The 21,726-nt window shown below is 37.1% G+C and carries 22 protein-coding genes, 1 tRNA gene and 1 pseudogene; 11 read left to right on the plus strand and 13 right to left on the minus strand.

Going from position 1 to position 21,726, the window contains the following annotated elements; genetic code table 11:
- Positions 1 to 155: 155 nt before the first annotated feature.
- From ACXIUD_RS17865 to ACXIUD_RS17875, 3 genes are all read left to right on the plus strand, one after another.
- Positions 156 to 677 carry a hypothetical protein gene (locus ACXIUD_RS17865; protein WP_458054015.1) on the plus strand — a complete coding sequence of 174 codons (522 nt, stop codon included), beginning with the start codon at positions 156 to 158 and terminating at the stop codon, positions 675 to 677.
- A 107-nt stretch (positions 678 to 784) separates the two neighbouring features.
- Entirely contained in the window at positions 785 to 1,378 is a 594-nt protein-coding gene (locus ACXIUD_RS17870) for a hypothetical protein (RefSeq protein WP_458054016.1), read from the plus strand.
- A 254-nt stretch (positions 1,379 to 1,632) separates the two neighbouring features.
- The gene (locus ACXIUD_RS17875; RefSeq protein WP_458054017.1) at positions 1,633 to 2,277 is read left to right on the plus strand and encodes a hypothetical protein; all 645 of its coding nucleotides are present in this window, start codon (positions 1,633 to 1,635) and stop codon (positions 2,275 to 2,277) included.
- A 212-nt stretch (positions 2,278 to 2,489) separates the two neighbouring features.
- On the opposite strand, the gene ACXIUD_RS17880 is transcribed toward ACXIUD_RS17875, so the two are convergent.
- Positions 2,490 to 2,562 (minus strand) — tRNA-Met (locus ACXIUD_RS17880).
- Between the two features lie 410 nt (positions 2,563 to 2,972).
- Here ACXIUD_RS17880 and ACXIUD_RS17885 point away from each other — a divergent pair.
- Positions 2,973 to 3,494 (plus strand): lipocalin family protein, encoded by a 522-nt coding sequence (locus ACXIUD_RS17885; protein ID WP_458054018.1) that lies wholly within the window; start codon positions 2,973 to 2,975, stop codon positions 3,492 to 3,494.
- A 109-nt stretch (positions 3,495 to 3,603) separates the two neighbouring features.
- Here the strand turns inward: ACXIUD_RS17885 and ACXIUD_RS17890 are convergent, their stop codons facing one another.
- Positions 3,604 to 4,827: a glycoside hydrolase family 2 TIM barrel-domain containing protein gene (locus tag ACXIUD_RS17890; protein WP_458054019.1), complete on the minus strand. Its 1,224-nt coding sequence runs from the start codon at positions 4,825 to 4,827 to the stop codon at positions 3,604 to 3,606.
- A gap of 206 nt (positions 4,828 to 5,033) precedes the next feature.
- On the opposite strand from ACXIUD_RS17890, the gene ACXIUD_RS17895 reads away from it, so the two are divergent.
- Positions 5,034 to 8,927, plus strand: a complete 3,894-nt coding sequence (locus ACXIUD_RS17895; RefSeq protein WP_458054020.1) for a glycosyltransferase — start codon at positions 5,034 to 5,036, stop codon at positions 8,925 to 8,927.
- A 57-nt stretch (positions 8,928 to 8,984) separates the two neighbouring features.
- Here the strand turns inward: ACXIUD_RS17895 and ACXIUD_RS17900 are convergent, their stop codons facing one another.
- The 7 genes from ACXIUD_RS17900 to ACXIUD_RS17930 all read right to left on the minus strand — a co-directional run bounded on the left by ACXIUD_RS17900 (position 8,985) and on the right by ACXIUD_RS17930 (position 16,216).
- Positions 8,985 to 9,623, minus strand: a complete 639-nt coding sequence (locus ACXIUD_RS17900; RefSeq protein ID WP_458054021.1) for a hypothetical protein — start codon at positions 9,621 to 9,623, stop codon at positions 8,985 to 8,987.
- Between the two features lie 77 nt (positions 9,624 to 9,700).
- Positions 9,701 to 10,492, minus strand: a complete 792-nt coding sequence (locus ACXIUD_RS17905; protein ID WP_458054022.1) for an SDR family NAD(P)-dependent oxidoreductase — start codon at positions 10,490 to 10,492, stop codon at positions 9,701 to 9,703.
- A complete protein-coding gene (locus ACXIUD_RS17910) occupies positions 10,489 to 11,139 on the minus strand; it encodes a hypothetical protein (RefSeq protein ID WP_458054023.1) in 651 nt (216 codons plus the stop codon). Before ACXIUD_RS17910 ends, ACXIUD_RS17905 begins: the two co-directional genes overlap by 4 nt.
- Before the next feature lie 251 nt (positions 11,140 to 11,390).
- The gene (locus ACXIUD_RS17915) at positions 11,391 to 11,813 is read right to left on the minus strand and encodes a GxxExxY protein (RefSeq protein WP_458054024.1); all 423 of its coding nucleotides are present in this window, start codon (positions 11,811 to 11,813) and stop codon (positions 11,391 to 11,393) included.
- A 122-nt stretch (positions 11,814 to 11,935) separates the two neighbouring features.
- A complete protein-coding gene (gene murA / locus ACXIUD_RS17920; protein WP_458054025.1) occupies positions 11,936 to 13,240 on the minus strand; it encodes a UDP-N-acetylglucosamine 1-carboxyvinyltransferase in 1,305 nt (434 codons plus the stop codon).
- Positions 13,241 to 13,909 (minus strand): DUF4290 domain-containing protein, encoded by a 669-nt coding sequence (locus tag ACXIUD_RS17925; protein ID WP_458054026.1) that lies wholly within the window; start codon positions 13,907 to 13,909, stop codon positions 13,241 to 13,243.
- 54 nt (positions 13,910 to 13,963) lie between these two features.
- The gene (locus ACXIUD_RS17930) at positions 13,964 to 16,216 is read right to left on the minus strand and encodes an ATP-dependent helicase (protein WP_458054027.1); all 2,253 of its coding nucleotides are present in this window, start codon (positions 16,214 to 16,216) and stop codon (positions 13,964 to 13,966) included.
- A gap of 148 nt (positions 16,217 to 16,364) precedes the next feature.
- Here ACXIUD_RS17930 and ACXIUD_RS17935 point away from each other — a divergent pair, with 148 nt between their 5' ends.
- Both ACXIUD_RS17935 and ACXIUD_RS17940 read left to right on the plus strand, forming a co-directional pair.
- Entirely contained in the window at positions 16,365 to 16,598 is a 234-nt protein-coding gene (locus tag ACXIUD_RS17935) for a DUF433 domain-containing protein (RefSeq protein WP_458054028.1), read from the plus strand.
- Positions 16,599 to 16,943 carry a DUF5615 family PIN-like protein gene (locus ACXIUD_RS17940; protein ID WP_458054029.1) on the plus strand — a complete coding sequence of 115 codons (345 nt, stop codon included), beginning with the start codon at positions 16,599 to 16,601 and terminating at the stop codon, positions 16,941 to 16,943.
- A 35-nt stretch (positions 16,944 to 16,978) separates the two neighbouring features.
- On the opposite strand, the gene ACXIUD_RS17945 is transcribed toward ACXIUD_RS17940, so the two are convergent.
- Entirely contained in the window at positions 16,979 to 17,827 is an 849-nt protein-coding gene (locus ACXIUD_RS17945) for a lysophospholipid acyltransferase family protein (RefSeq protein ID WP_458054030.1), read from the minus strand.
- 108 nt (positions 17,828 to 17,935) lie between these two features.
- Between ACXIUD_RS17945 and ACXIUD_RS17950 the strand changes: the two genes are divergently transcribed.
- The 4 genes from ACXIUD_RS17950 (at position 17,936) to nadD (ending at position 20,020) form a co-directional block, all read left to right on the plus strand.
- Entirely contained in the window at positions 17,936 to 18,529 is a 594-nt protein-coding gene (locus ACXIUD_RS17950; protein ID WP_458054031.1) for a sigma-70 family RNA polymerase sigma factor, read from the plus strand.
- Positions 18,530 to 18,590: 61 nt separating this feature from the next.
- Positions 18,591 to 18,863: an anti-sigma factor gene (locus ACXIUD_RS17955; protein ID WP_458054032.1), complete on the plus strand. Its 273-nt coding sequence runs from the start codon at positions 18,591 to 18,593 to the stop codon at positions 18,861 to 18,863.
- A 6-nt stretch (positions 18,864 to 18,869) separates the two neighbouring features.
- Positions 18,870 to 19,442, plus strand: coding sequence for a guanylate kinase (gene gmk, locus ACXIUD_RS17960; RefSeq protein WP_458054033.1), 573 nt, complete (start codon positions 18,870 to 18,872; stop codon positions 19,440 to 19,442).
- 11 nt (positions 19,443 to 19,453) lie between these two features.
- Positions 19,454 to 20,020 (plus strand): nicotinate (nicotinamide) nucleotide adenylyltransferase, encoded by a 567-nt coding sequence (nadD, locus tag ACXIUD_RS17965; protein WP_458054034.1) that lies wholly within the window; start codon positions 19,454 to 19,456, stop codon positions 20,018 to 20,020.
- A 15-nt stretch (positions 20,021 to 20,035) separates the two neighbouring features.
- Here the strand turns inward: nadD and ACXIUD_RS17970 are convergent, their stop codons facing one another.
- The 3 genes and pseudogenes from ACXIUD_RS17970 to ACXIUD_RS17980 form a co-directional block, all read right to left on the minus strand.
- Positions 20,036 to 20,602, minus strand: a complete 567-nt coding sequence (locus ACXIUD_RS17970; protein ID WP_458054035.1) for a hypothetical protein — start codon at positions 20,600 to 20,602, stop codon at positions 20,036 to 20,038.
- Positions 20,595 to 21,602, minus strand: a complete 1,008-nt coding sequence (locus tag ACXIUD_RS17975; RefSeq protein WP_458054036.1) for a hypothetical protein — start codon at positions 21,600 to 21,602, stop codon at positions 20,595 to 20,597. Before ACXIUD_RS17975 ends, ACXIUD_RS17970 begins: the two co-directional genes overlap by 8 nt.
- Positions 21,593 to 21,726: pseudogene (locus ACXIUD_RS17980) on the minus strand (IS1595 family transposase); the annotation flags it as partial. The gene ACXIUD_RS17975 and the pseudogene ACXIUD_RS17980, both read right to left, overlap by 10 nt.

Here is a 21,726-nt window from a genome sequence, read left to right on the forward strand (position 1 = left end):
GCAAGTTTTGTATTTTTGTACATGATGTTTTGGTGTAGTGACTATAAACATCATAAATTTTAGCGAGGCATCATAGCCTCGCTATTGTATTTTTCTAAGATATCCAAAAACACGCAGTGTTTTTGTCGGATGACAGTAATTTAAAATAAAATTTAATGGAAGAAAAATTAAATATTATAATTAAAGCTAGTCCATGCTCTAAAAATTTTCATGTTTTATATGAAGGCAATATTATATATTTTAAATTTATTGGCATTCATCCTAAATTTAAAATATTTAATTTGTGGTTGGTACCTATAACTATACCTCTTTTTAGCATATGTTCAGCAATAGTATGGGTTGCTATATTCTTTAATCACAGCATTAATTTAATTGGACTTTCAATCTTTCTTATTTTTCAAATTTATCTAATTATACTACCAAAATTTCTCAAAAAAAAATTAAAACGAATACAAGATGAAGATCATGTTTATCACGAATTTATCATAGATAAAAATTTAAAAGTTAAAGACAATGAAAAGAACTTAACCGATTTACTTCAAAAAAAAAATAATGAATATATCGAGTACTATTCTAAAGAAGAATTGATGTATGAAATTAATAATTACATAAGCTTAATTATCTTGATAATAATGATTATTTATTTCGGCTATTTAGAAAGCTTTAACATTCAATAGATTAAAATTAAGTTTTATAAACTACTTTCAAATTTAATCATTTAATAAAATGCGATTTTGATAATTTATTGAGCATAAAATCATCCCATAAACCTATTAATATTAGCATGGAAATATTCATAATAAAAACAAAGCTGATTCAAAAAGAATTTGATGGGATAAGGAAGCTTTTAAAAGCTTCAGGTAATTATAGGCCAACTGTACAAATGCAATTAACTGTTTTAGATGGTCAAATTGAAATCACTGGCCCTGGCTTTGTAGTACACATTCCAGCGGAGACTACAGGAAATGTAAGAAGTAGTATGAGTGCCATGAAATGGGATATGTTGGTGAAAGATTATCATAGGGAAAAATTTGAGGCAGTCATTACCCCTGGGGAAGTTATGATAGGAAGCACTACTATGAATGTTACAACCCTCTTTTTTGACAAAGAAAAACCATTCAGGAATATTTCCTTACCTGCAAATCCCAAAAGCCTTGAAATCATAAAACTAGCCTATGGGGATTATACAGAAGATGAATTACAATATAATGATATAGACTGGAAAATAGAGGAGGCAGAAATAGAATTTAAAGCAGCTGTTGAACATTGTGGAAGAATTTTAGCCAAGCATGGAGTAGGAGCAAAAGCCTTTAAAACATTGGTTAAAAATTATGTCCGAGAAAAGTATAAAATAAATTTTGATTGGTTCAGAGATTAGTGTTCTATATGATTGTAAATACTGGACTATATATAGAGTTTTAGTCTTTATCGGGTAAAGAAAAATCAATAATAATTGACCGAGTGGGTTTAAAAAAAAGAAATTGAATTTCGGATTCTATACCTAATAAAAACGCCAAACATTCTTTTAAATGATTAATACAAATAGAAAATATGCTGAGTCAAATCAAGATTAGCAAAATTAAAAAGAATCTAAAGTTCTTATTTATATTTTTTTTGTTCTCATTTATGTTCATGTTTTTAGGTGAGTTGGTTGGCCTGTTTAATGCTTTATTTCAAAGCTTTACTCAATCAATTTATGCTTTAATTTGGTCTTTAATCCCACTTACAATTATACTTTTTAAATTAAAAAGCTTTATTGTAGAAATAAACTTGAATTTTGTGGTTATTATAATTCTTGGAATCCTACTAAATTTAGTGTCAATATTTTTAAACGCTAGTCTTGGAACTGGAAATATATTGGAAAAAAACTATGTTGCTACATATGGAATAAGCGATAAATATGATTCAAGGAATGAAGATTTAGTAACTTTTCAAAATAACACATTTGTTTTTAAAAAGGATGATTTAGAAATAGACCAAGAATTAGTCAAACTTGAAGAATTGAATGGGGAATCTCACTATAAAGAGTTTATATTCTGGCAAACAGCATATTCATTAGGGTATAAACCTAAAAACATTTGGGAATATTCCAGTTCAAGCAGTATTTCAAAAAAGTTAAGTTTATTTTTAACAGTTGGGCCAATCTTTTTAATTGAGAGCTTAATAAATGCAATAATTGGAGCTTTGAATTTCTTTATACTTCCAATTATTGGACTTCTTTTTAAGAAAAGAATATTTGAGAAGCAATTGAGGCCTTTACACGATATGATTTTTTAATTAAAAAGATTTTTTCAGTGATAAAAAATTTCAATTTCCTTCCTACAAAAGGATCTATATAGAAATTCAAAAAGGGAGAATAATTCAGAAGAATAAACCCCTAATTTCATTTATTGTAAAGAAAGTAAAAAACCCCTAATTTTTTAGTGGCCTACTGTACGGCCTACTGAAAGTAAAAAACCCCAAATACAGCTAGTATAAGGGGTTCTGAGTAGCGGGAACAGGACTCGAACCTGTGACCTTCGGGTTATGAGCCCGACGAGCTACCAACTGCTCCATCCCGCGATATATTTTTATAATTTCAAATCTTACTATTTAAGGACTCGAACCTGTATCCGCCGTGGCGGATATGATCCCGACGATCCGCTGCGGCGGATCCATCCCGCAATATATTTTATCTACTAGATTCTGTGTTTGTCAGCCATTTGCTGAAATCGTGGTACAAAAGTAGGGGTTTTATACATACAATGCAAATATGGGAGTAAATTAATTTTAAAATTGCTTGGCTGATCGTTTGTCAACGTCTTTTTTTACGTTGATTAATACGCCGAAATTCTCGTAATGGGGAGCTTTTCTGGGTGGTGTATATTTAATCTACTGTTTTCTAAGATTCTCTGAAGTAAATTTTATTTCAATTAGTATGATTTTTTGACTTAATTAAAATAATTTAGCATAAATCATAATTAATTAAACGTATGAAAAATCTATCTAAATTTTTCCCGCTTTTGTTGGTATTTCTAATGCTTACTGTTTCTTCTTGTAATAATGATGACGAACCGGAGGTATCTCCTATCGTCGGTGTCTGGAGCTATGATGATTTTCAGTTGAACATTACAATCAATGGTCAGCCATTAGTGCAGTTTTTACAAACAATATTTGGACTTTCTGCTCAAGAAGCACAAGCTGCTGCCGCGGAAATTAGGGATAGTGTTTTCTCAGCGGGGGATTTTGAAGGGACAACATTAAATTTTCGATCGGATGGAACCTATGAAATTAGGGTCAATGGAAACTTAGATGAGTCTGGCACCTATGAATTGCTCAATGGTAATACTTTATTGAGATTAAGTGGGGAAGATTTTTCTACGGATTTTCAAGTCAGAACCCTCTCCAACAATCAATTGACCATAGTGTTGGAAGAAGAAGAAAGTGATGACTTTTTTGACATTGGATTACCTGTTTTGGTCCGATTGCAGTTACAGTTAAGCTTTGTAAAGTAAGGTATTAGAGTAAATCAGAGCCTAGGTTTTTTCTAGGCTCTTTTATTTGCTGCTTTCAAATCTGGTTTGAGTGTTTAGCAGAGGGTAGTCAGTTCGAAATAAAAAAACACTATTTTTTCACCACGTAAATTGGAATATTGTGAGAAGTGTAATTCCCTTGGTTGTCAAAAACAAAAACATATAATCTATAATCTCCCTCATCTTTAGGTGCCATAAATTCAATGGTAGGTAAACTGTCTTGCAAAAAGTAGTATTTCATATTATGTTGATACATATCAGTTTTTCGGAAATCATATTCCTCCTGTCGTAATTCCCATCTGTACGAAAGAGAATCCAAATCAGGGTCTTCCGCAAATACCTTAGCAGAATATTTTTGGGATGCATAAAGGTAAACGTTATCGTTTTTAGCACCCGGATCAATCGATACATGTGAAATAGCTGGAGCTTTATTTTCTGATTCTTCTCCAGACCAAGCGTATTTTAAAAATTTAACTTGATCCGATTCATAACCCTCCTCGGAAAACATGCTAAACCATGTATGGGTTATTTCAAATTTATGGCCCCAGTAGAATGCATAACTACCTAAAAAATATACATCATCCTTGTTAAGGGTTTCCCAATAACTTTCCATCAATCGGACTTTTTCTTGCATGCTGTGTTCTTTTGGAGCTCCCCATTCGGTGTCTCTTGTTTCCCAGTGTCCTGATGGTCCCCACTCGGATAACATAAAAGCTTTGCCCCAGCCTCTTTTTTCATACACTCTATCATACACTCTATCAATAGCATCAAAGGCATTATAGCCCATAACATCTATATAAGGCATGATATACCGAAAAGGAATAAAATTATTTTTAGTAGTCGCCCCTGGTACTGTCGTCATCGTAGGGTGGTTAGGATCTACTTCTTTAATCATTTTGGCGACTTTATTGATGAAATAAAAGATAAAAAATCGCTTTCCTCCGCCAAAAAGATATACCTCATTTCCTACACCCCACATCAATAAAGCAGGATGATCTTTATGCTTTTCAATGACAGGTCGCAATTCTTCAATTTTTCTATTTACCTCCCGAAAGTTCCAATAATTAAAATCAGTACCCCACGTCGGTCTACCTATTTCAAGGCCTAAAGTAACTGTTAAACCAAGTTCATGTGCTTTGTCTAGTATATAATCCGCATCATCTATACTCCAAGTTCTAATGGAGTTTCCCCCATATTCTGCGACCTTTTCCATATATTCGGAACCGGCAGCCCCTTTGATTACATAAGGTTCACCTTGTCTTAACAAAACAGCTTTATTTCCAATATATTTGATTTCTACAGTTGGATTTTCCACTGTTTCTGGCTTGGAAGAGCAACTTGAAAGATAAGTCCATGTTGACAAAAAGATTATCAGCCATGAATGATTACGAAAGAATACCATAAGAGATAGATTACAAACTGCTGTAAAATTAAAAATAATTCGAATAACAAGAAATTTTAAATCCAAAAAATTGCATTTCAAAAATAAAATAAAGTATTTTGTGTCTCATTTTACGAACCATGAAACAGAGTAAATTTTTAGGAAAAGCCCTTTTAGTTGCTGGTGTTGTCTCTTTGATTGCTTTTATCTACGGTTTTTTTACCGAAGTGCAAGTGGGACACAGACTTATGTATGGTCTCTTGACGGTATCCTTATTTTTCAAACTCTTGAAAGTGGGATTTGAATGGTATCACTATGCAGGTCTACCAAAGCCAAAGGAACAAAAGCTGACTCCGAAGAAACCGTCCAAAAACTACACGGTTGATATGCTGACTACTTTCTGTCCGGGAGAGCCGTATGACATGCTGGAAAATACTTTAAAGGCTTTAGTCGCTGTAAAGTATCCTCATAAAACATATTTGTGTGATGAGGGTGATGATCCTTATGTGAAGAAAATTTGTGAAAACCTGGGTGTGATTCACGTGACAAGGGAAACCCATGAAAATGCCAAAGCTGGGAATATTAATAACGCGCTGAAGCAATGTTCGGGGGAATTATGTGTTATTTTGGATCCTGACCATGCTCCTTTCCCAGAATTTCTTGATCATGTATTGCATCATTTTGATAATCCCAAAATCGGATATGTTCAAGTAGTACAAGCTTATGGCAATCAAACTGATTCTATGGTTGCACACGCTGCAGCAGAGCAAACATATGCTTTTTATGGCCCCTTTATGCAGGCAATGAGTGGCTATGGAACCGCTCAGGCCATTGGTGCCAACTGTACCTTTAGAAGATCAGCCTTGGATTCTATTGGAGGACATGCGCCAGGCTTGACTGAAGATATGCATACCTCTATGTTGTTGCATGCCAAAGGCTGGGAATCTGTATACGAACCGGTAATTTTGTCTAGAGGTCTGGTGCCTAGTAGTCTCTCAGCGTTTTACCTTCAACAGTTGAAATGGAGCAGGGGAACATTTGACCTTTGGTTCAATCTCTATCCTAAATTGTTTACGAAGTTTACCTGGAGGCAAAAGATTCATTATGGATTGATACCTGTCTATTATTTACTTGGGCTGGTTACTTTAGTTGATATATTGATTCCGATTTTTTCGCTTGTTACGGGAGAATACCCGTGGATTTTAGAACCAAAGATTTTCTTTGCGTATTTTACTCCGTTTATCCTCATGTCCTTAGCGTATCGAGCCTATTCACAGTCGTGGATGCATGAAAAGAAGGAAAAAGGCTTACACTTTTTTGGTGGAGTATTAAAAGTTGGTACTTGGTGGGTATTTAGTTTGGGTTTTTTATATACCCTTATCAATAAAAAAGTACCCTACTTACCTACACCAAAGCAGCATTCAACCAAAGGGGAGTTTGCATTAGGCTTGCCAAATTTGATTATTGCAACGATTTCTGTGTTAGCCATTATTTATGGTTTGTCTAGAGATTGGCAGCCATACAGCATGCTAATGGCTTTTTTTGCAGGAATAAACGCCTTAATCTTCTTCATGGCTTTTATCGCAGGGCAAACAGTTTTTGTGACCAAACTTCAAAAGGTATGGAGGGGTGTCAAAAATAGTTGGATTAAGTCTTACATAGACTATTCGTATGTGAAAATCAGTAGGATTTCATTTAATATACTTTTGATTGGTTCTTTTTTGTTTGGTGGGATATTCTTGGTTACTTCCTTTATTGGTGGATCTGAGGATTATCTGAACCCTCGATTGAAAACTCCTTTGGAAAAGCGTTTAGGAGGGTTTTACACAGGAATTTATGAACCTCACTTTGATTACACGCAGGATATTTCACTCATCAGTAATTTGGAGTCAGAAAGCCAAATGCAATGGAATATTCTGTCCTCTTACTTAGCGTGGGGAGATGAATCTTTTCCTGTTGAAAAATGGAAGCAAATAGTTGATCATGGTGCCATTCCTATGATTACCTGGGAGCCGTGGACAAATAGATTTAGTGAATATGCTCACATTGAAGATCTGCAAAACAATAGAAAGGTTTTTCAGTACATAACGGAGGGTTTTTTTGATGCATATATTGATCAAATGGCAGAAGCGGTGAGGGATTTAAACTCTCCTGTATTTTTACGATTTGCTCATGAAATGGAAAACCCCATGTATCCTTGGTCGGAAGCAGGTGGCAATACTCCTGAAGAGTTTGTAGATGCATGGAAATATGTACATTTTAGATTTGAAAACGTCGGTGCTCAAAATGTATCATGGATCTGGAGCCCCTGGTCTACAGAGGGTTTTGAGTCTTATTTTCCTTATGGAAATGATGGTTCTCAAACCCAATATGTGGATTGGATTGGACTTACTGCATTAAACTATGGACTTGCTTCCGAAAATCAGCAAGTCAGAACGTTTGAGGAAATTTATGCTCCATTCAAAGAAAAGATTGAAGAAAAAGGATTGGATTTGCCCGTGATGTTAGCGGAGTTTGGTTCCACATCGTATGATTTTGATGGGAAGCAATGGGTTCAACAATCATTAGCTGAAATAGAAAAAAAACATCAGGAGATCAAAGCTGTGATACATTTTTTTAGTGATTGGGATAGAAACTGGATAACCAGTTGGAGACCTGATGCCGATGCCGAGTTTATAGATTGGACGTTTGATTTGAAAGATATCCACCTTTCCTATAAATCTTTTGATGTATTCAAGGGGAGAAACTACTTGCCTCAGCAAAATGACAACCAACATAACCCTAAAATGCTTCTAACAGAGCAAGGGAATCATCAATTATTGGTGGATGGAGAGCCTTTCTATATTAAAGGTGTTTGTTATAATCCTGGTCATGATTGGGAGGAAGGTTTTCACCCATTATCTGCTAAACAATTGAATAGCGATTTCCTTCAAATTAAAGAAATGGGAGCGAATACTATTAGAAGGTATGAACCTGGTATTTTTGATCGGAATATTTTAAGAGCAGCAAAAAATCAGGAGTTGAAAGTAATGTATGGTTTTTGGTTTGATCCAAAAATTGATTATTTAAAGGATCAAAAAAGTCTTCGCAACTATAAGAAAAAGGTCCTGAAAACAGTCAAAAAGCTGAAAGATGATAAAACCATCCTCGCATGGAATATAGGAAATGAAACATGGGGTTTATTAAAGAAGCATAACGCTGAACCTTACTTAAGTTTGGTTAGGAGAAGTTATTTTGAGTTTTTGAATGAGCTGGCAATTGAAATAAAAAAAATCGATCCAGATAGACCTGTATTTTCTTCGGAGGAACATGATAACGAACGCCTACTTGCGGCTATTTATCAATACAGAGCCTTTGCCCCGAATATAGATGTCATTGGTGTGAATTCTTATTACGAAAAAAACGTCAAGGGATTAAGTGATATTTTTGAAAGTAAGTTTTCTGATATCCCTTATGTGGTCACTGAGTTCGGCCCTATTGGCTATTGGAATCGAGAGTATGGAGATTACCGAAGTGATTCAATATTACTTGAGCGTTCCTCCATAAATAAGGCTGATTGGTATCAAAAGCAATGGGTAGACTATATTGAAAAAAACCAAGGGTTAAATCTTGGAGGGATGGCATTTAGCTGGAAGGATCGATATGAGGGTTCTGCAACTTGGTTTGGATTAACAGACCATAAGGGGAGGCTTAAGCCAACATATTATTCTCTCAAAGAGGTATGGAATCCAGATTCTATGCAAGAATCAATCAAGTTCCCAGAACTTGTCATTGTTGCACCTTGGCTTGAATTGCAGCCAAGCTCCACACAATGGTTTTCTGCTCAAGTGCTTAATGATTATGAAGGTAAACTGGAGTATGAATGGGAAATCTATGATAAGGATTGGAATAGATTCCGTCCTGTGGTCAATTCTAAGGTTGAAAATCAATTTGCAGAACTGAAAATTCCAAAAAATGCTTCTCGAATCTATGTTTATGCAACAGATACCCTCGGGAACGTCATAACGGCATCTAGACCGGTTCTTATGAATTAACGCTATGATTTTATTGAAAAGCCTTTTTCTGATCTATGGAAAAAGGCTTTTTATTGATCAATTCACCTCAATATTCGAAAACCAAATAAATAGCTGACCTTCTGCATTTCGGTGTTCGGTAGCGATTTTGATTCCATTAAAATCTTTTTCAGTTTCCCAAGTGAAGGTTCTTCCTTCGGGTGCATTTCCTTTACGAAATGTCCATTCTTTGATCATATAATTTTCATCCAAATATAGATCATAAGCATCTCCTGGGGTGTAACCGTCTTCATTATTGTAGCTAATGGTCAATTTGGTACTAGCATTGCCAGAAATAGGTGCAACTGCATCTGCTGTCTCTTCATAGGAATAGCCTGTATCCCATGCCAACTGAAAAGGGTATAGCAGCCAATATTTATCATTGATAAATCCTGCATCTGCAGGTGGAAGCTCTTCTTTTGGCAGGTCCAAACTATAGGTATAGCTTGTGTCAGCGGTGGTGTAGGTTACCATTCGTCCAGCTACATCCCAGTCCCAGCGACGTGTGCGTACTTCATCACCAACTTGTACATTCCAAGTATAACCGATGGACGATACCTTGTCAAACTTATCAAAACCATAAGCATTGGCTACTTTCATTGGCAGCGAAAGCTCTTCTTTCGGGGATTGGCAGCTAGCAATTAGCAGGAGCAAAGCCAGCATTAGTAAGTTTCTCATAAGATGGATTTTAAGTGAAAAGTACAAGACTAGAAACAAGCTTACAAGCCTTTTGTTACTGAGGGGAGTAGGTGTTTTTAATTGGTTTTGGAAGAAGGTGAAGATTTTTGTAAGTAGGCTTTCAACTTTGAGCGTTCAATGCTTTGGTAAATAGGTTTTATTAGTGGAATAATTTTGTTCAGCTGTATAGAAAACCAAAACAGCTTGGAAGGAAATATTTCTTTTTTGCCTGCCTCAATTCCTTGAATAATTGCTAGTGCCACCGCATCAGCTGTTTGTACTGGCCAAGCCATAGGAACCCCTTTTCCTGCCTTTTCAAAAAAGGATGTTTTGGTAGCCACGGGATGTACTAAGGTCAGCCATTTTCCATCTCGCTCGGACCAAACTCCTTTTGCAAATTGTCTGATGGCAGCCTTACTAGCGCTGTAATAACTATAGCCTGGAATGGCCCAAAAAGCGATGGCGGAAGCGGTGATGATTAATTTCGGGGTATTTTGAGGAAATTTATTTTTCAACAGATGTGCGTATTCCATTGGAACAAGCACATTTAGTGTAAAGATTTCTTTGGCTTGCTCCGGTAGAATAGATTGCCATTGATGATAATATCCTAGCCCTGCATTGGCAAAGCAAATGTCAATCCCTCCAAAAGATTGTTCAGCAAGACTAATTGAATTCAAGACTGCATCCTTTTCCAATAAATTGATAGATCCAACAAGGATTGAGTCAAACTCTTCCTTCAACCTGTGTAAAGCGGTTTCGTCTTTATCTACTGCCAGAATTTGGTTTTCTTTGTACAGGGATTTTACCAAAGCCTTTCCTATACCTGAAGCAGCTCCTGTAATCAAGATTTTTTTATGGACGATCTTCATACCAGCGTCGGAGTTGGAAAGGACATCCAAAAAGGCTTCACATGCACGCACATGAGTGGTTTTAAGCGACTGATATCAGGGAATCCTTGTGGGTCAATATGGACTTTTTCGAGCTGCGCAAGTTTTCCCCAACCTTTCCCCTCGGGCTGGGTGTGGTAGTTTTGCTCATTCAAACTTTGAAGCAGGCTGATGGGTAAAATTTTGGTGGAGACAGGAAGAGGAAAAGCACCTGTCTTTAGTTTGCTAAACCAGATGGGGTTTTCTTCCCTTCCTACAGCAATAGTGGTCAGGTTTCCGTTTCTATTCCAAATAAATGGGACCGTTTCCTTTGGGATTCCCCAATTGTACCGTCCGTTCTCTGTGCTTGCGTCGCTGTCTACATAAATTTTAGTGATGCATTGTTTGTTTGCTGGTCCAAATTTTCCAGGGATAAAAAGTAACTCTCTATAGGGTCCTACAGGCGATTCTTCATAATTGACCAACATCACATATCCGAAACCACCTTTGAAGTTACCTAGTTGGTCTTCTCTAAGAAAACCTGATTCATACACGAAGTTTTTGGTGAATCGGTACACCAGTATAAACCCTTCACCCTTTAATTTCCAAGGAGCCGTAAAATGAGGAACTGGTTTAGCAATTGAATTCATATACATGTTATTTGTTGCTTATCTTCCAAAAGATACATTATTATCCCTCTGAAAAAAAGAATCAAACCACATAGAAAGGGTTTTAATTTAGAACCACATAGGTACATAGGGAACATAAGGATGTTACCACATAGTTTAATGTTGAAAATAACAGTTAAACAATAGAGATGAATAGATTTTCACTAAATGTTTGATTTATAAGACTCCCCAAAACAAAAACTATGTTACCTATGTGTCCTATGTGGTTCTTCTCAATAATCAGGAAGCCGATCATAGATTTTATTAACGAATGTTTTTTGACCTTGTTTAAAGATGTTTTCAACGTTGAAGTTTACAAGTATTCCTTTGGGGGCATTTAGTACCTTCATATAGCTGATGATTTGAGCATTGAAAATGGGATGCATTTCTTGTACTGCCTTTAATTCCACAACGATGCATTTTTCCACAAAGAAATCGCAGATGAGATTCAAATGAATAGACTCTCCCTTATAGTCATAGGGAATGATGAGTTCGTTTTCGTAGGAAATACCACGGAGTTGAAATTCCCTAGCTAAACATCTTTGATAGAATTTTTCGAGCATGCCCGGGCCAACGATTTTGTGAACTTCGATGATAGCACCAACGATTTTATAAGATAATTCGTCAATTTCCTTTTTAGTTCTATAGTCCCACATAATAAAAATTATTTGATTTTAGACTAAAAATAGGGAGAAGTAAAAGTAATTCGATGTTTCTTTTGCAACTTAAACGTTTAAATTGCAAAAGCCCTTCTCAGTAAGTGAAAAGGGCTTCTTTGTTAAACTCGCTGGATATCTGCTCCGAGTGCGTTGAGACGCTGGTCTATGTATTGATAGCCTCGGTCTATTTGCTCGATGTTGTCGATGATAGAGGTGCCCTCCGCAGACATGGCTGCTATTAGAAGGGATACCCCAGCTCTGATATCTGGTGATGTCATGCGAATGCCTCTCAGCGGATACTTTCTATCCAATCCGATGACTGTAGCACGATGTGGATCGCAGAGAATGATCTGCGCGCCCATGTCAATCAATTTATCGACAAAGAAAAGGCGGCTTTCAAACATTTTCTGATGTACTAATACGGTACCCTTTGCTTGGGTAGCTGTGACCAATACGATACTCAATAAATCAGGAGTAAAACCTGGCCAAATTGCATCTGCAACAGTTAATATGGATCCATCAATAAAAGTCTCTATTTCATAGTGCTTTTGAGCTGGGATGAAAATATCATCTCCTTTAAACTCCATTTTGATACCCATACGTTTGAAGGTATCTGGAATAATGCCTAATCGGTGAATTTGCGCATCCTTAATAGTAATCTCAGATTGGGTCATGGCTGCTAAGCCTATGAAGGATCCGATTTCGATCATATCAGGCAGCATGGTGTGCTCTGTACCTTTTAATTCTTTGACACCTTCAATATGAAGCAGGTTAGAACCTATGCCGGTGATTTTTGCTCCCATGCGATTTAACATGTCGCACAATTGCTGCAAATAAGGCTCGCAGGCTGCATTATAAATGGTGGTTTTGCCTTCTGCCATGACAGCTGCCATGACTATATTGGCTGTACCGGTTACAGAAGCCTCATCCAGGAGCATGTATGCTCCTTTAAGATTTTTTCCGTCGATGTAATAAATCTCTTTTTTGCTGTCATAGTGGAATTCGGCACCGAGTTTCTGGAAACCATAAAAATGGGTATCCATTCTCCTTCTTCCGATTTTATCACCACCTGGTTTTGAAAGTCTTCCATGACCAAATCGAGCCAATAAGGGCCCCAAAATCATAACAGATCCTCTTAGGGAGGATGCTTTGCTTAAAAATTCGTCAGTATCCAAATAGCTGGTATTGACAGTATCAGCTTGGAAGGTGTAGGACTCTGGCCCAATTTGCTCCACCTTTACACCCATATCTGACAAAAGCTCTATCAGCTTATTTACATCGCGGATAGCTGGTATTTTGTTGATCGTGACTTTTTCAGGAGTCAATAAAACTGCACACAAGATTTGTAGCGCTTCATTTTTTGCTCCTTGAGGAATGATTTCCCCTTTGAGACGTACGCCTCCTTTTACTTTAAATGATGACATTTACCTACGTTTTTTTGCGTGACCGCCGTTTCTTCTTCTATCTTTCCCAAAATTCTTTCTACGATCTCCGTTGGACTTCTCTTTTTCCATATCGGAAGGTAATTTGAAATCTCTGCGGGTATTGGTTTCGAACAGCCCCATTTCTTTTACTTTTTCCAAGTCAATGTGAAGCTTGCCTTTGGATAAGGTTTTGATATCATCCAAAATAATGGCATCATCAAAGTTGTCTCTGTTCCAAGTAGAGTGAAAAGAGCGCATCAACTGCCCGATATAAATAATGGCGGATTCCTGTTCTTCACTATTTTCGATTTCAATGGCCTTCTCGATCAACTTTTCAATATTTCGACCGTAGTGCTTAAACTTCACTTCACCCTTAGGGTAACCAACGGATTTTGGCTTGCGCGTAAGTAAGTCTTCTTCCGGCTTAGGAAATGGTCCATCAACATCCAATGTGAAACCTGACATGATATGAATGTCATCCCAAATTTTTTGGTCAGACTCTCCACGCATTTGTGGGTTCAATTGTTTGACGATTTCAACGAGAGTGTAAGTACTGGCTGTTCTCTTTTCCCTATCCTCGATTCCTGCGATGTGAATAGCCAATCGCTGAATGTTTTTACCGTATTCCTTCAAGGTTACGGAGTAATTATTGCTTTCTTTATTTTCCATGTATGCCCTTGGCTTGGATTGGTGAGGGGTAAAAAACTTACCAATCAACTATTATTATACGATTCGGAGCTTTGCAAAGCTAAGTAATAATACCTTTTCTCCAAAATTATCAAATACAATCGTGGCTTTCTTATTGATTCCTTCTATTTCAATCTTTTGCACCAATCCAAAACCAAACTTTGGATGCTCTACTTTCATGCCTTCCTGCAAGTTGTTCGTGTTGGATGGTTTGAAATCTGGACTTGGTGTGTGGACCTTCGCCGTGGTCATTGGCCTGACTGATGGATTCTTCTTGATTCCAATAAAACCAGACCTTGGTTCTATAGATTCTGTTCTTAGTGAACCCGATGGTGATGCGGTAAACCTTTTATTTACTCGAATGCAACCCGGATCTATTTCCTCCAAGAATCTACTGGGTTCACAATTAAGCAGTCTTCCAAAACGATAGCGGGTCAAGGCATAGGTCAAATACAATCGATCCATCGCACGGGTGGTCGCTACGTAAAACAGTCTTCGTTCTTCTTCAAGGTCTTCCCTGCTTTGCATCATCATTTGAGAAGGAAAGAGGTCTTCTTCCATACCTACCACAAATACTTGCTTAAATTCCAAGCCTTTGGAGGAGTGGATGGTCATGAGGGTAACAGCGTCTGTTTCATCTTTGTCCCGATCATTATCCGTGAGCAGGGCTATTTCCTGTAAAAAGGCACCCAAACTTTTCTCTTCATTTTCAGGATTGTCTACATACTCTTTGATAGCGTTGAGCAATTCCTGAACGTTTTCATAACGGTTAAGTCCTTCGATGGTTTTGTCTTCGTACAAATCTCTCAATAGCCCTGACTGTTTGGCTACACTGGAGGCAACTTCGAAGGCATCTTTACGCTCCATTTCTATGCGGAAACTTTTGACCATGGTGGCAAAGTCATCCACAGCATTGGCAGCTCTTCCGCTCAAGAATGAATTAGCATTGGTCACGACATCCCACAAGGGAATATCATGTTCGTATGCAGCCACAAGAATTTTTTCTACCGTGGTATCTCCTATGCCTCTTTTGGGATAATTGATAACACGTTTGAAGGCTTCTTCATCGTCATGATTGACCACAAAACGGAGGTAAGCCATCAAATCCTTGATCTCCTTACGCTGATAGAAAGAAAGCCCACCGACAATTTTGTAGGTGATGTTCATTTTCCTCAAGGCTTCCTCTATCGCTCGTGACTGGGAGTTGGTGCGGTAGAGTACGGCAAAGTCGCTGTTATGGAGCTTTTTGTTGTTTTTTTCTTCGAAAATGGTCGTTGCTACCATTCGGCCTTCTTCATTATCCGAACTCGCCTTCATCAATTCGATTTGGTCTCCTTCTTGGTTTTGGGTCCAGACAGTTTTTTTGAGTTGGGCTTTGTTTTTGGCGATGATGCTGTTGGCTGCGTGAACAATGTTTTTGGTGGAGCGGTAGTTTTGCTCCAGTTTTACTACAAACAAATCCGGATAATCCCGCTCAAAATTCAAGATGTTTTGAATATCCGCACCACGAAAAGCATAAATGCTTTGGGCATCATCACCTACTACGCAGATATTTTGGTGGACAGCAGCTAGTTTTTTGGTAATGAGGTATTGGGAAACGTTGGTGTCCTGAAACTCATCCACCATCACATATTTGAAGCGCTGTTGGTATTTGTTGAGCACATCCAAGTGATCTCTGAACAAAACATTGGTATTAAAGAGCAAATCATCAAAATCCATCGCTCCGGATTTAAAGAGCCTTTTTTGGTAGGTTCTATAGATTTCACCCATGCGGGGCTTCATGGCCGCATCATCATCCGCTTTGATGTAAGGGTCATTCAGGTATGTTTCCCATGAAATCAATCTGTTTTTAGCTCCCGAAATTCGTGCAAGTACCGTATTAGGTTTGTATACCTTATCGTCTAACTTCATCTCCTTGACAATGGTACGGATAAGGGATTTACTATCATCTGTATCGTAAATGCTGAAGTTGCTTGGATACCCGATTTTATCTGCTTCTACTCGGAGAATTTTGGCGAAGATAGAGTGAAAAGTGCCCATCCAAGTGTTGCGGGCCTCCAAACCGATGAGTTTCTCAATCCTATGCTTCATCTCGGCTGCTGCCTTGTTAGTAAACGTAAGCGAAAGAATGTTGAAGGCATCTATCCCTTTGGCGTGAATGAGGTGTGCAATTCTGTACGTAAGTACCCGTGTTTTTCCCGAGCCTGCACCTGCAATAATCATAACGGGGCCATCGGTATGTTCTACAGCTTCTCTTTGTGGGGGATTCAGTCCTTTTAAATAGTCCATGCTTCTTTTTTTCCAACAGGCTTCAAATTTAGGGAATTTGGAATGGAAGTCTGGCTACCGTTTTGGATTTTATCTTGTATTCAACTAATTTGTCTGAACCACATGGGGATCGCTAGTGTTTAATAAGTTGTAATTATTAAATTCGAACATGGAAGAGTTAATATCACGTATTACAATTAATCCAGATATTTGCAATGGGAAACCCATTATTCGAGGGATGCGGATAACGGTACAAACTATTCTTGAGTTTTTGGCTGCTGGAGATACCATTGAGGATATTCTTGCTCAATATCCAAGTTTAACCGAGCAAGATATTAGAGCGTGTTTGGCATTTGCCTCTAAGGTGATGGGAAGTAGTTTTACAGTTAAATCTGTAGCTTAAATGCCTAAATTTCTAATCGATGTTAATTTGCCCTATTATTTTTCAACATGGAATAATTCAGATTACATCCATCAAATTGATTTAGGGGACTCTTGGACAGATAATGAAATTTGGGAATACGCCAAGAAAAACAATCTTACCATAATTACGAAAGACACTGACTTTTTCAACAAAATAATTCTCTCAACACCCCCTCCGAAGGTAATTCATTTAAAATTTGGTAATATGAAACTTAAAGAGTTTCACAAAACGATAAGTATACAGTGGCCTGATGTATTGGAGTTTACTAAAGAGTGTAAGCTAGTAGTTGTATTTTCAGACCGAATTGAAGCCATTAAAGACTAATTGTGGATTTAAAAATACCTTCATGCTTTTAAAAATCATTCCCCCTTTTTCCATTTCCATCGATTATGGCTCCATAGGTAGATTTCCGGCTGTTCTCTTATATTTTTCTCCAATAATTCAATGAAAAGGTCTGTAATACTGTGTTCTGCTTGTTCCGTGTAAGGTGGGCTAGCCATTAATTCATATCGAAATATATAGTGGCCTCTTTTGGGTTTGGATACATGTGCGTAAAGAACTGGATGATTGAATCGCTTAGCCAGTTTTTCCCCACCTTCAAAAAACGCCGTTTCCCTTCCCATAAAATCCCGCCAATAACGGATATCCCGATTTCCTGGCCGTTGGTCGGCTGCTAATACGATCATGCGCGGTTGGTCTCGCTTGCGGAGGTAATCCCGTTGGAAACTATCTTTTTCCACCATCTGCCCTCCAAAGCGTGTGCGAATGGTCATCATTAACTTTTCAAAAAATGCACTACTTACTTTGGTATAGACAACATCAACCCGGTTGTCAATATTGGCCATCATTTGGAGTAAATGCCATTCCCAATTAAAAAAATGGCCCGTCATTCCAATTAAAACTTCTCCATTTTTAATATGCTCTGTTACAATTTCTGGATGAATGATTTGAACTCTTCTATTGAATTCTTTTTTGCTCATCGAGTAGGCTTTGATGATTTCTGCAAAGGAGTCGGTCAGATTTCTAAAAAATGCTTTAGCTATCCGTTGATGTTGCTGAGCTGTTTTTTCAGGAAAGGCATGTTGGATATTGGTAAGGATGACTTTTTGTCGGTATTTCAAAACATGGTATCCTAATAGATATACTCCATCACTGAGGATGTAAAGCAGTGAAAGGGGCAATAATGAAAGTAGTTTGAAGAAAATCATGCCTTTTTGACAAGGGATTTGGATACAATTTTCAAAATAAACCAAAAGCCTCGACTTTATTCCAAAAATAGTAGCTATAAATTCGCCCATTGATTACTTTTGAACTTTATGTCTGAAGTACAGAGAAAAAAATATTCCGATCAGGAGAAAAATCACATCTTCGACCAAGAGTTTATGCCCCACATAGACTCCATGTACAACTTTGCCTTTCGCCTGACCTTTGATGAGGACGATGCCAAAGATTTGGTACAGGACACCTATTTGAAGGCCTACCGCTTTATCAATTCTTTTGAGCAAGGCACCAATGCTAAGGCATGGTTATTTCGCATTCTGAAAAACTCATTTATCAATGATTATCGGAAAAAGAGTAAGCAGCCTGCCAAAGTAGATTACCAAGAGGTAGAAACGTATTATAATTCCGATGATGTGGACTATAGCAGTACCACGGATTTGCGTGCGGATATGGTTAAGGATATGCTGGGTGATGAGATCTCCAATGCATTGAATAGTCTGGCGGTAGACTTTCGTACAGTCATCATTTTATGTGATTTGGAAGGTTTTACCTACGAAGAGATGGCCAAGATATTGGACATTCCGATTGGGACTGTTCGATCAAGATTGCACAGGGCGAGGAACTTATTAAAGGAAAAATTACGTTCCTATGCACAGACCATGGGTTACAATACGGATGAGGAGGAATAAGTACTCCTGACAAGTGAGCAAACGACAGTTGGATTTAGAGAATTAGATTATAAAGTTTACAATGGAGTCAAATTTATCATCGGCAGGAGACAAGAAAGTTAGCTGTGCTGAACAGAGTAAATGCTTTCAGTTGCTGGAAAGCATCTTGGATGGAGAAAATATTCCAGAGGCTGATAAAATCCTCAAGGAAAAGTTAGAAAAGTGTGAACCCTGTTACAAGCATTTTCACTTGGAAAGAGCAATTAAAGAGCTTTTGCAAACCAAGTGTTGCCATCAGATTACGCCAACAGACCTATTTGAAAACATCCGAAAAAACATTCAGGAAATAAAATAAATCGTTATGGGTTCAGGCAAAGCCATTATTTTTTCAGCTCCATCCGGTTCGGGTAAAACAACCATTGTCAGACATTTATTGGAACATTTTCCCAATCTTGGGTTTTCTATTTCTGCTTCTACACGTGATAGGCGTGGGAGAACAGAGCAGCATGGAAAAGATTACTACTTCTTGAGCCCGGAAGAATTCAAGCAAAAAATTGATGAAGATGCTTTTATTGAATGGGAAGAAGTGTATGAGGGTAATTTTTATGGAACGTTAAAGGAAGAAATTCAGCGTTTGTGGGATAGCGGTCAACATGTGATTTTCGATGTAGATGTGAAAGGCGGGTTGAATCTCAAAAAATATTTTGGAGATCAAGCCTTGGCTATATTCGTAAAGGTGCCTTCGTTAGAAATTTTGGAAGAACGGCTCAAAGATAGGGGGACTGAATCAGAGGAGAGTTTATCGAGAAGACTTTTCAAGGCGAAATTTGAAATGTCTTTTGAAAATAAGTTTGATGTGATTATCGTCAATGATAATAAAGAGCAGTCTTTCCAGGAAGCAGAAAAACTCGTAGGAGATTTTCTAAAAAATTAATATTCAACGTTTTGAAAATCGGGTTGTTTTTCGGATCTTTTAATCCAATTCACGTGGGGCATCTGATTATAGCAGAGGCGGTTCTGAACAAAACCGATGTAGATGAGGTTTGGTTTATTGTCAGTCCACAGAATCCATTTAAAAAACAAAAGACATTACTTCACGAACATGATCGGCTAAAGATGGTAGAGCTCGCCATCGCCGATCATTTCTTTTTTAAGGCCAGTGATGTTGAGTTCCGCATGCCCAAGCCAAGCTATACGATTGACACTCTTACTTACCTTTCCGATAAATTTCCCCAACATGAGTTTCGCTTGATTGTAGGAGGGGATAATTTGACGCATTTTCATAAGTGGAAAAATCATGAGCAGATTTTGGAGCATTATGGGCTGTATGTATACCCCAGACCAGGAGAAACCAAACAATGGGACCATCCTAATATCCATTTGGTAGAAGCTCCATTGATGGACATTTCGGCTACGTATATCCGAGATGCTATCAGAAATGGTCTTTCGGTAAAATACTTACTTCCAAAACCTGTAGAAGAGTATATTTTGGATAGAAAATTGTTTTTATAGCCTTCCTTGGGAAATTTAAAAAATATCATTCAATTCATTTTTGTATTTTTCAATTAGGGTTGGATTGTATAGTGGATGACCAAAGAATTTAATGTTGTTATTTTCATCAAGTAGAAAGGTGCGGAGATTTCTATCAGCGGTAAGTAACTCATTGGTATTTTCGAAGGTGTAGCCTTCATCCCAAAGAACTAAGCCATTTACGTCAATATGAGGCTCAATTTGTCTTTTAAAATATGCTGAATCAGAGGGTGGTACATTTAACACATAAATAGTTTGAGCAAGAATATTGTCTTTTGTGATTTTTTGAAAGATAGAATCTGCTTGGTTGAGATCATTTATGACACATTTCATGCAAACTCCATCTACAATAGAGACAATTTTCTTTTTATTAATTACTTGGGATAAAATTGAATCAGCAGCATACAATTTACCTTTAAACAAATATTTTAATTCAGGGTTGAAATTTACTGCGGAACGTTCAGGTACGGCTAAAGATGTAACTCCTTTCTTACTTTCACATGCAAATAATAATGTTAGTATTGTCATGGGGAATAAAATTCCCAGGGGTATGTATTTATTCATAGTTGAAATATCCAATTGGATTTTCCCGATCGCTAAAACTGCAAATAATTCGTTTATTATCTTCATCAATTACGAAAGAAATAATTCCAAATTCAGTTTCTAAAACTTTTTTTAATTTGCCGGTAAGATCAAAAAACAGGAGTTTAGTTGGCTCTACACTTATTGGTCTTTTATTTTTATCTCTTTTAAAAGCTGGTTTTCCAGAGTATGAAGCTACAATAAAATTGTCAGTGATTATAGAGGGACCAAAGAAATGTAACTTTTGGTTTTCTTCGGTAAGTTCATTTTTCCCAATTATGTTGTACTGTAAATTTCCATCTGGGTCAAAAACACTTAAGATATCATAGTTGATGTAAGATAGAGCCATCAATGACTGATTTTGGGAATAGGTGAAATAGGCATTGGTTCTTTTACCTGATAATTCTGGATGTTCGTAGCCAAATTTTTCAGTTTGATTACTGTTTAAATCCCATTTTCCCAAGCTTACTCTAAAAGTTCCGGTACTTAGAACTTCTACACCTGAGCCTATTGCAACACTATTTGAAACAACATTAAAACGGGTAAGAAAAAAATCATTAGTTATTGGAATAGAAAATCCTGGTTTATATTCTTTATCAGTAATTAATGAATCAATATCAAATTTAAACGCTTGCAACTTTGCAAAGTCAGGCATCCAAAATTCCTTATTATTGTGGCTTTTTGCAATTTCTCCTATTCTCATTATTTCACCAGGACCTTCTCCTAATTCACAAGTACTTGTGACATAATCCAAATTGTTTTTATTGTAGACTTGAATACCCTTGCCAGATGATGTTGCCAGATCTGTTACAAATAAATAATCACCGATTAAAGTCAAAATTGGAGCAGTTGTCATCTCTATAGTATTGAAATTTATAATTTTCTCCTTGTAAGAGGTATTTTCAACACTATTTAAATCAAATTTTTCTGTAGGATCACTGGGGGATGAACAGGATAATATAAATAATATGATTATCCGCAATCATGCCAGTATGGATAAATAGAAGCAATGATGAGCCTGTCAAATAGTTTTTGACCGAAATATCTTCTGTTGAGCTTATAACAGAATTCATCAAGATAGTTCTGCATCATCCTTTCTGATATCA

This window comes from Mongoliitalea sp. (assembly GCF_054166905.1).

Excerpts from the sequence above, each read along its gene's own strand:
- ACXIUD_RS17865 (WP_458054015.1), top strand. The coding sequence starts at position 156 with ATGGAAGAAAAATTAAATATTATAATTAAAGCTAGTCCATGCTCTAAA.
- ACXIUD_RS17870 (WP_458054016.1), top strand. The coding sequence starts at position 785 with ATGGAAATATTCATAATAAAAACAAAGCTGATTCAAAAAGAATTTGAT.
- ACXIUD_RS17875 (WP_458054017.1), top strand. The coding sequence starts at position 1,633 with ATGTTTTTAGGTGAGTTGGTTGGCCTGTTTAATGCTTTATTTCAAAGC.
- ACXIUD_RS17885 (WP_458054018.1), top strand. The coding sequence starts at position 2,973 with ATGAAAAATCTATCTAAATTTTTCCCGCTTTTGTTGGTATTTCTAATG.
- ACXIUD_RS17895 (WP_458054020.1), top strand. The coding sequence starts at position 5,034 with ATGAAACAGAGTAAATTTTTAGGAAAAGCCCTTTTAGTTGCTGGTGTT.
- ACXIUD_RS17900 (WP_458054021.1), bottom strand. The coding sequence starts at position 9,623 with ATGAGAAACTTACTAATGCTGGCTTTGCTCCTGCTAATTGCTAGCTGC.
- ACXIUD_RS17905 (WP_458054022.1), bottom strand. The coding sequence starts at position 10,492 with ATGAAGATCGTCCATAAAAAAATCTTGATTACAGGAGCTGCTTCAGGT.
- ACXIUD_RS17910 (WP_458054023.1), bottom strand. The coding sequence starts at position 11,139 with ATGAATTCAATTGCTAAACCAGTTCCTCATTTTACGGCTCCTTGGAAA.
- ACXIUD_RS17915 (WP_458054024.1), bottom strand. The coding sequence starts at position 11,813 with ATGTGGGACTATAGAACTAAAAAGGAAATTGACGAATTATCTTATAAA.
- murA (WP_458054025.1), bottom strand. The coding sequence starts at position 13,240 with ATGTCATCATTTAAAGTAAAAGGAGGCGTACGTCTCAAAGGGGAAATC.
- ACXIUD_RS17925 (WP_458054026.1), bottom strand. The coding sequence starts at position 13,909 with ATGGAAAATAAAGAAAGCAATAATTACTCCGTAACCTTGAAGGAATAC.
- ACXIUD_RS17930 (WP_458054027.1), bottom strand. The coding sequence starts at position 16,216 with ATGGACTATTTAAAAGGACTGAATCCCCCACAAAGAGAAGCTGTAGAA.
- ACXIUD_RS17935 (WP_458054028.1), top strand. The coding sequence starts at position 16,365 with ATGGAAGAGTTAATATCACGTATTACAATTAATCCAGATATTTGCAAT.
- ACXIUD_RS17940 (WP_458054029.1), top strand. The coding sequence starts at position 16,599 with ATGCCTAAATTTCTAATCGATGTTAATTTGCCCTATTATTTTTCAACA.
- ACXIUD_RS17945 (WP_458054030.1), bottom strand. The coding sequence starts at position 17,827 with ATGATTTTCTTCAAACTACTTTCATTATTGCCCCTTTCACTGCTTTAC.
- ACXIUD_RS17950 (WP_458054031.1), top strand. The coding sequence starts at position 17,936 with ATGTCTGAAGTACAGAGAAAAAAATATTCCGATCAGGAGAAAAATCAC.
- ACXIUD_RS17955 (WP_458054032.1), top strand. The coding sequence starts at position 18,591 with ATGGAGTCAAATTTATCATCGGCAGGAGACAAGAAAGTTAGCTGTGCT.
- gmk (WP_458054033.1), top strand. The coding sequence starts at position 18,870 with ATGGGTTCAGGCAAAGCCATTATTTTTTCAGCTCCATCCGGTTCGGGT.
- ACXIUD_RS17970 (WP_458054035.1), bottom strand. The coding sequence starts at position 20,602 with ATGAATAAATACATACCCCTGGGAATTTTATTCCCCATGACAATACTA.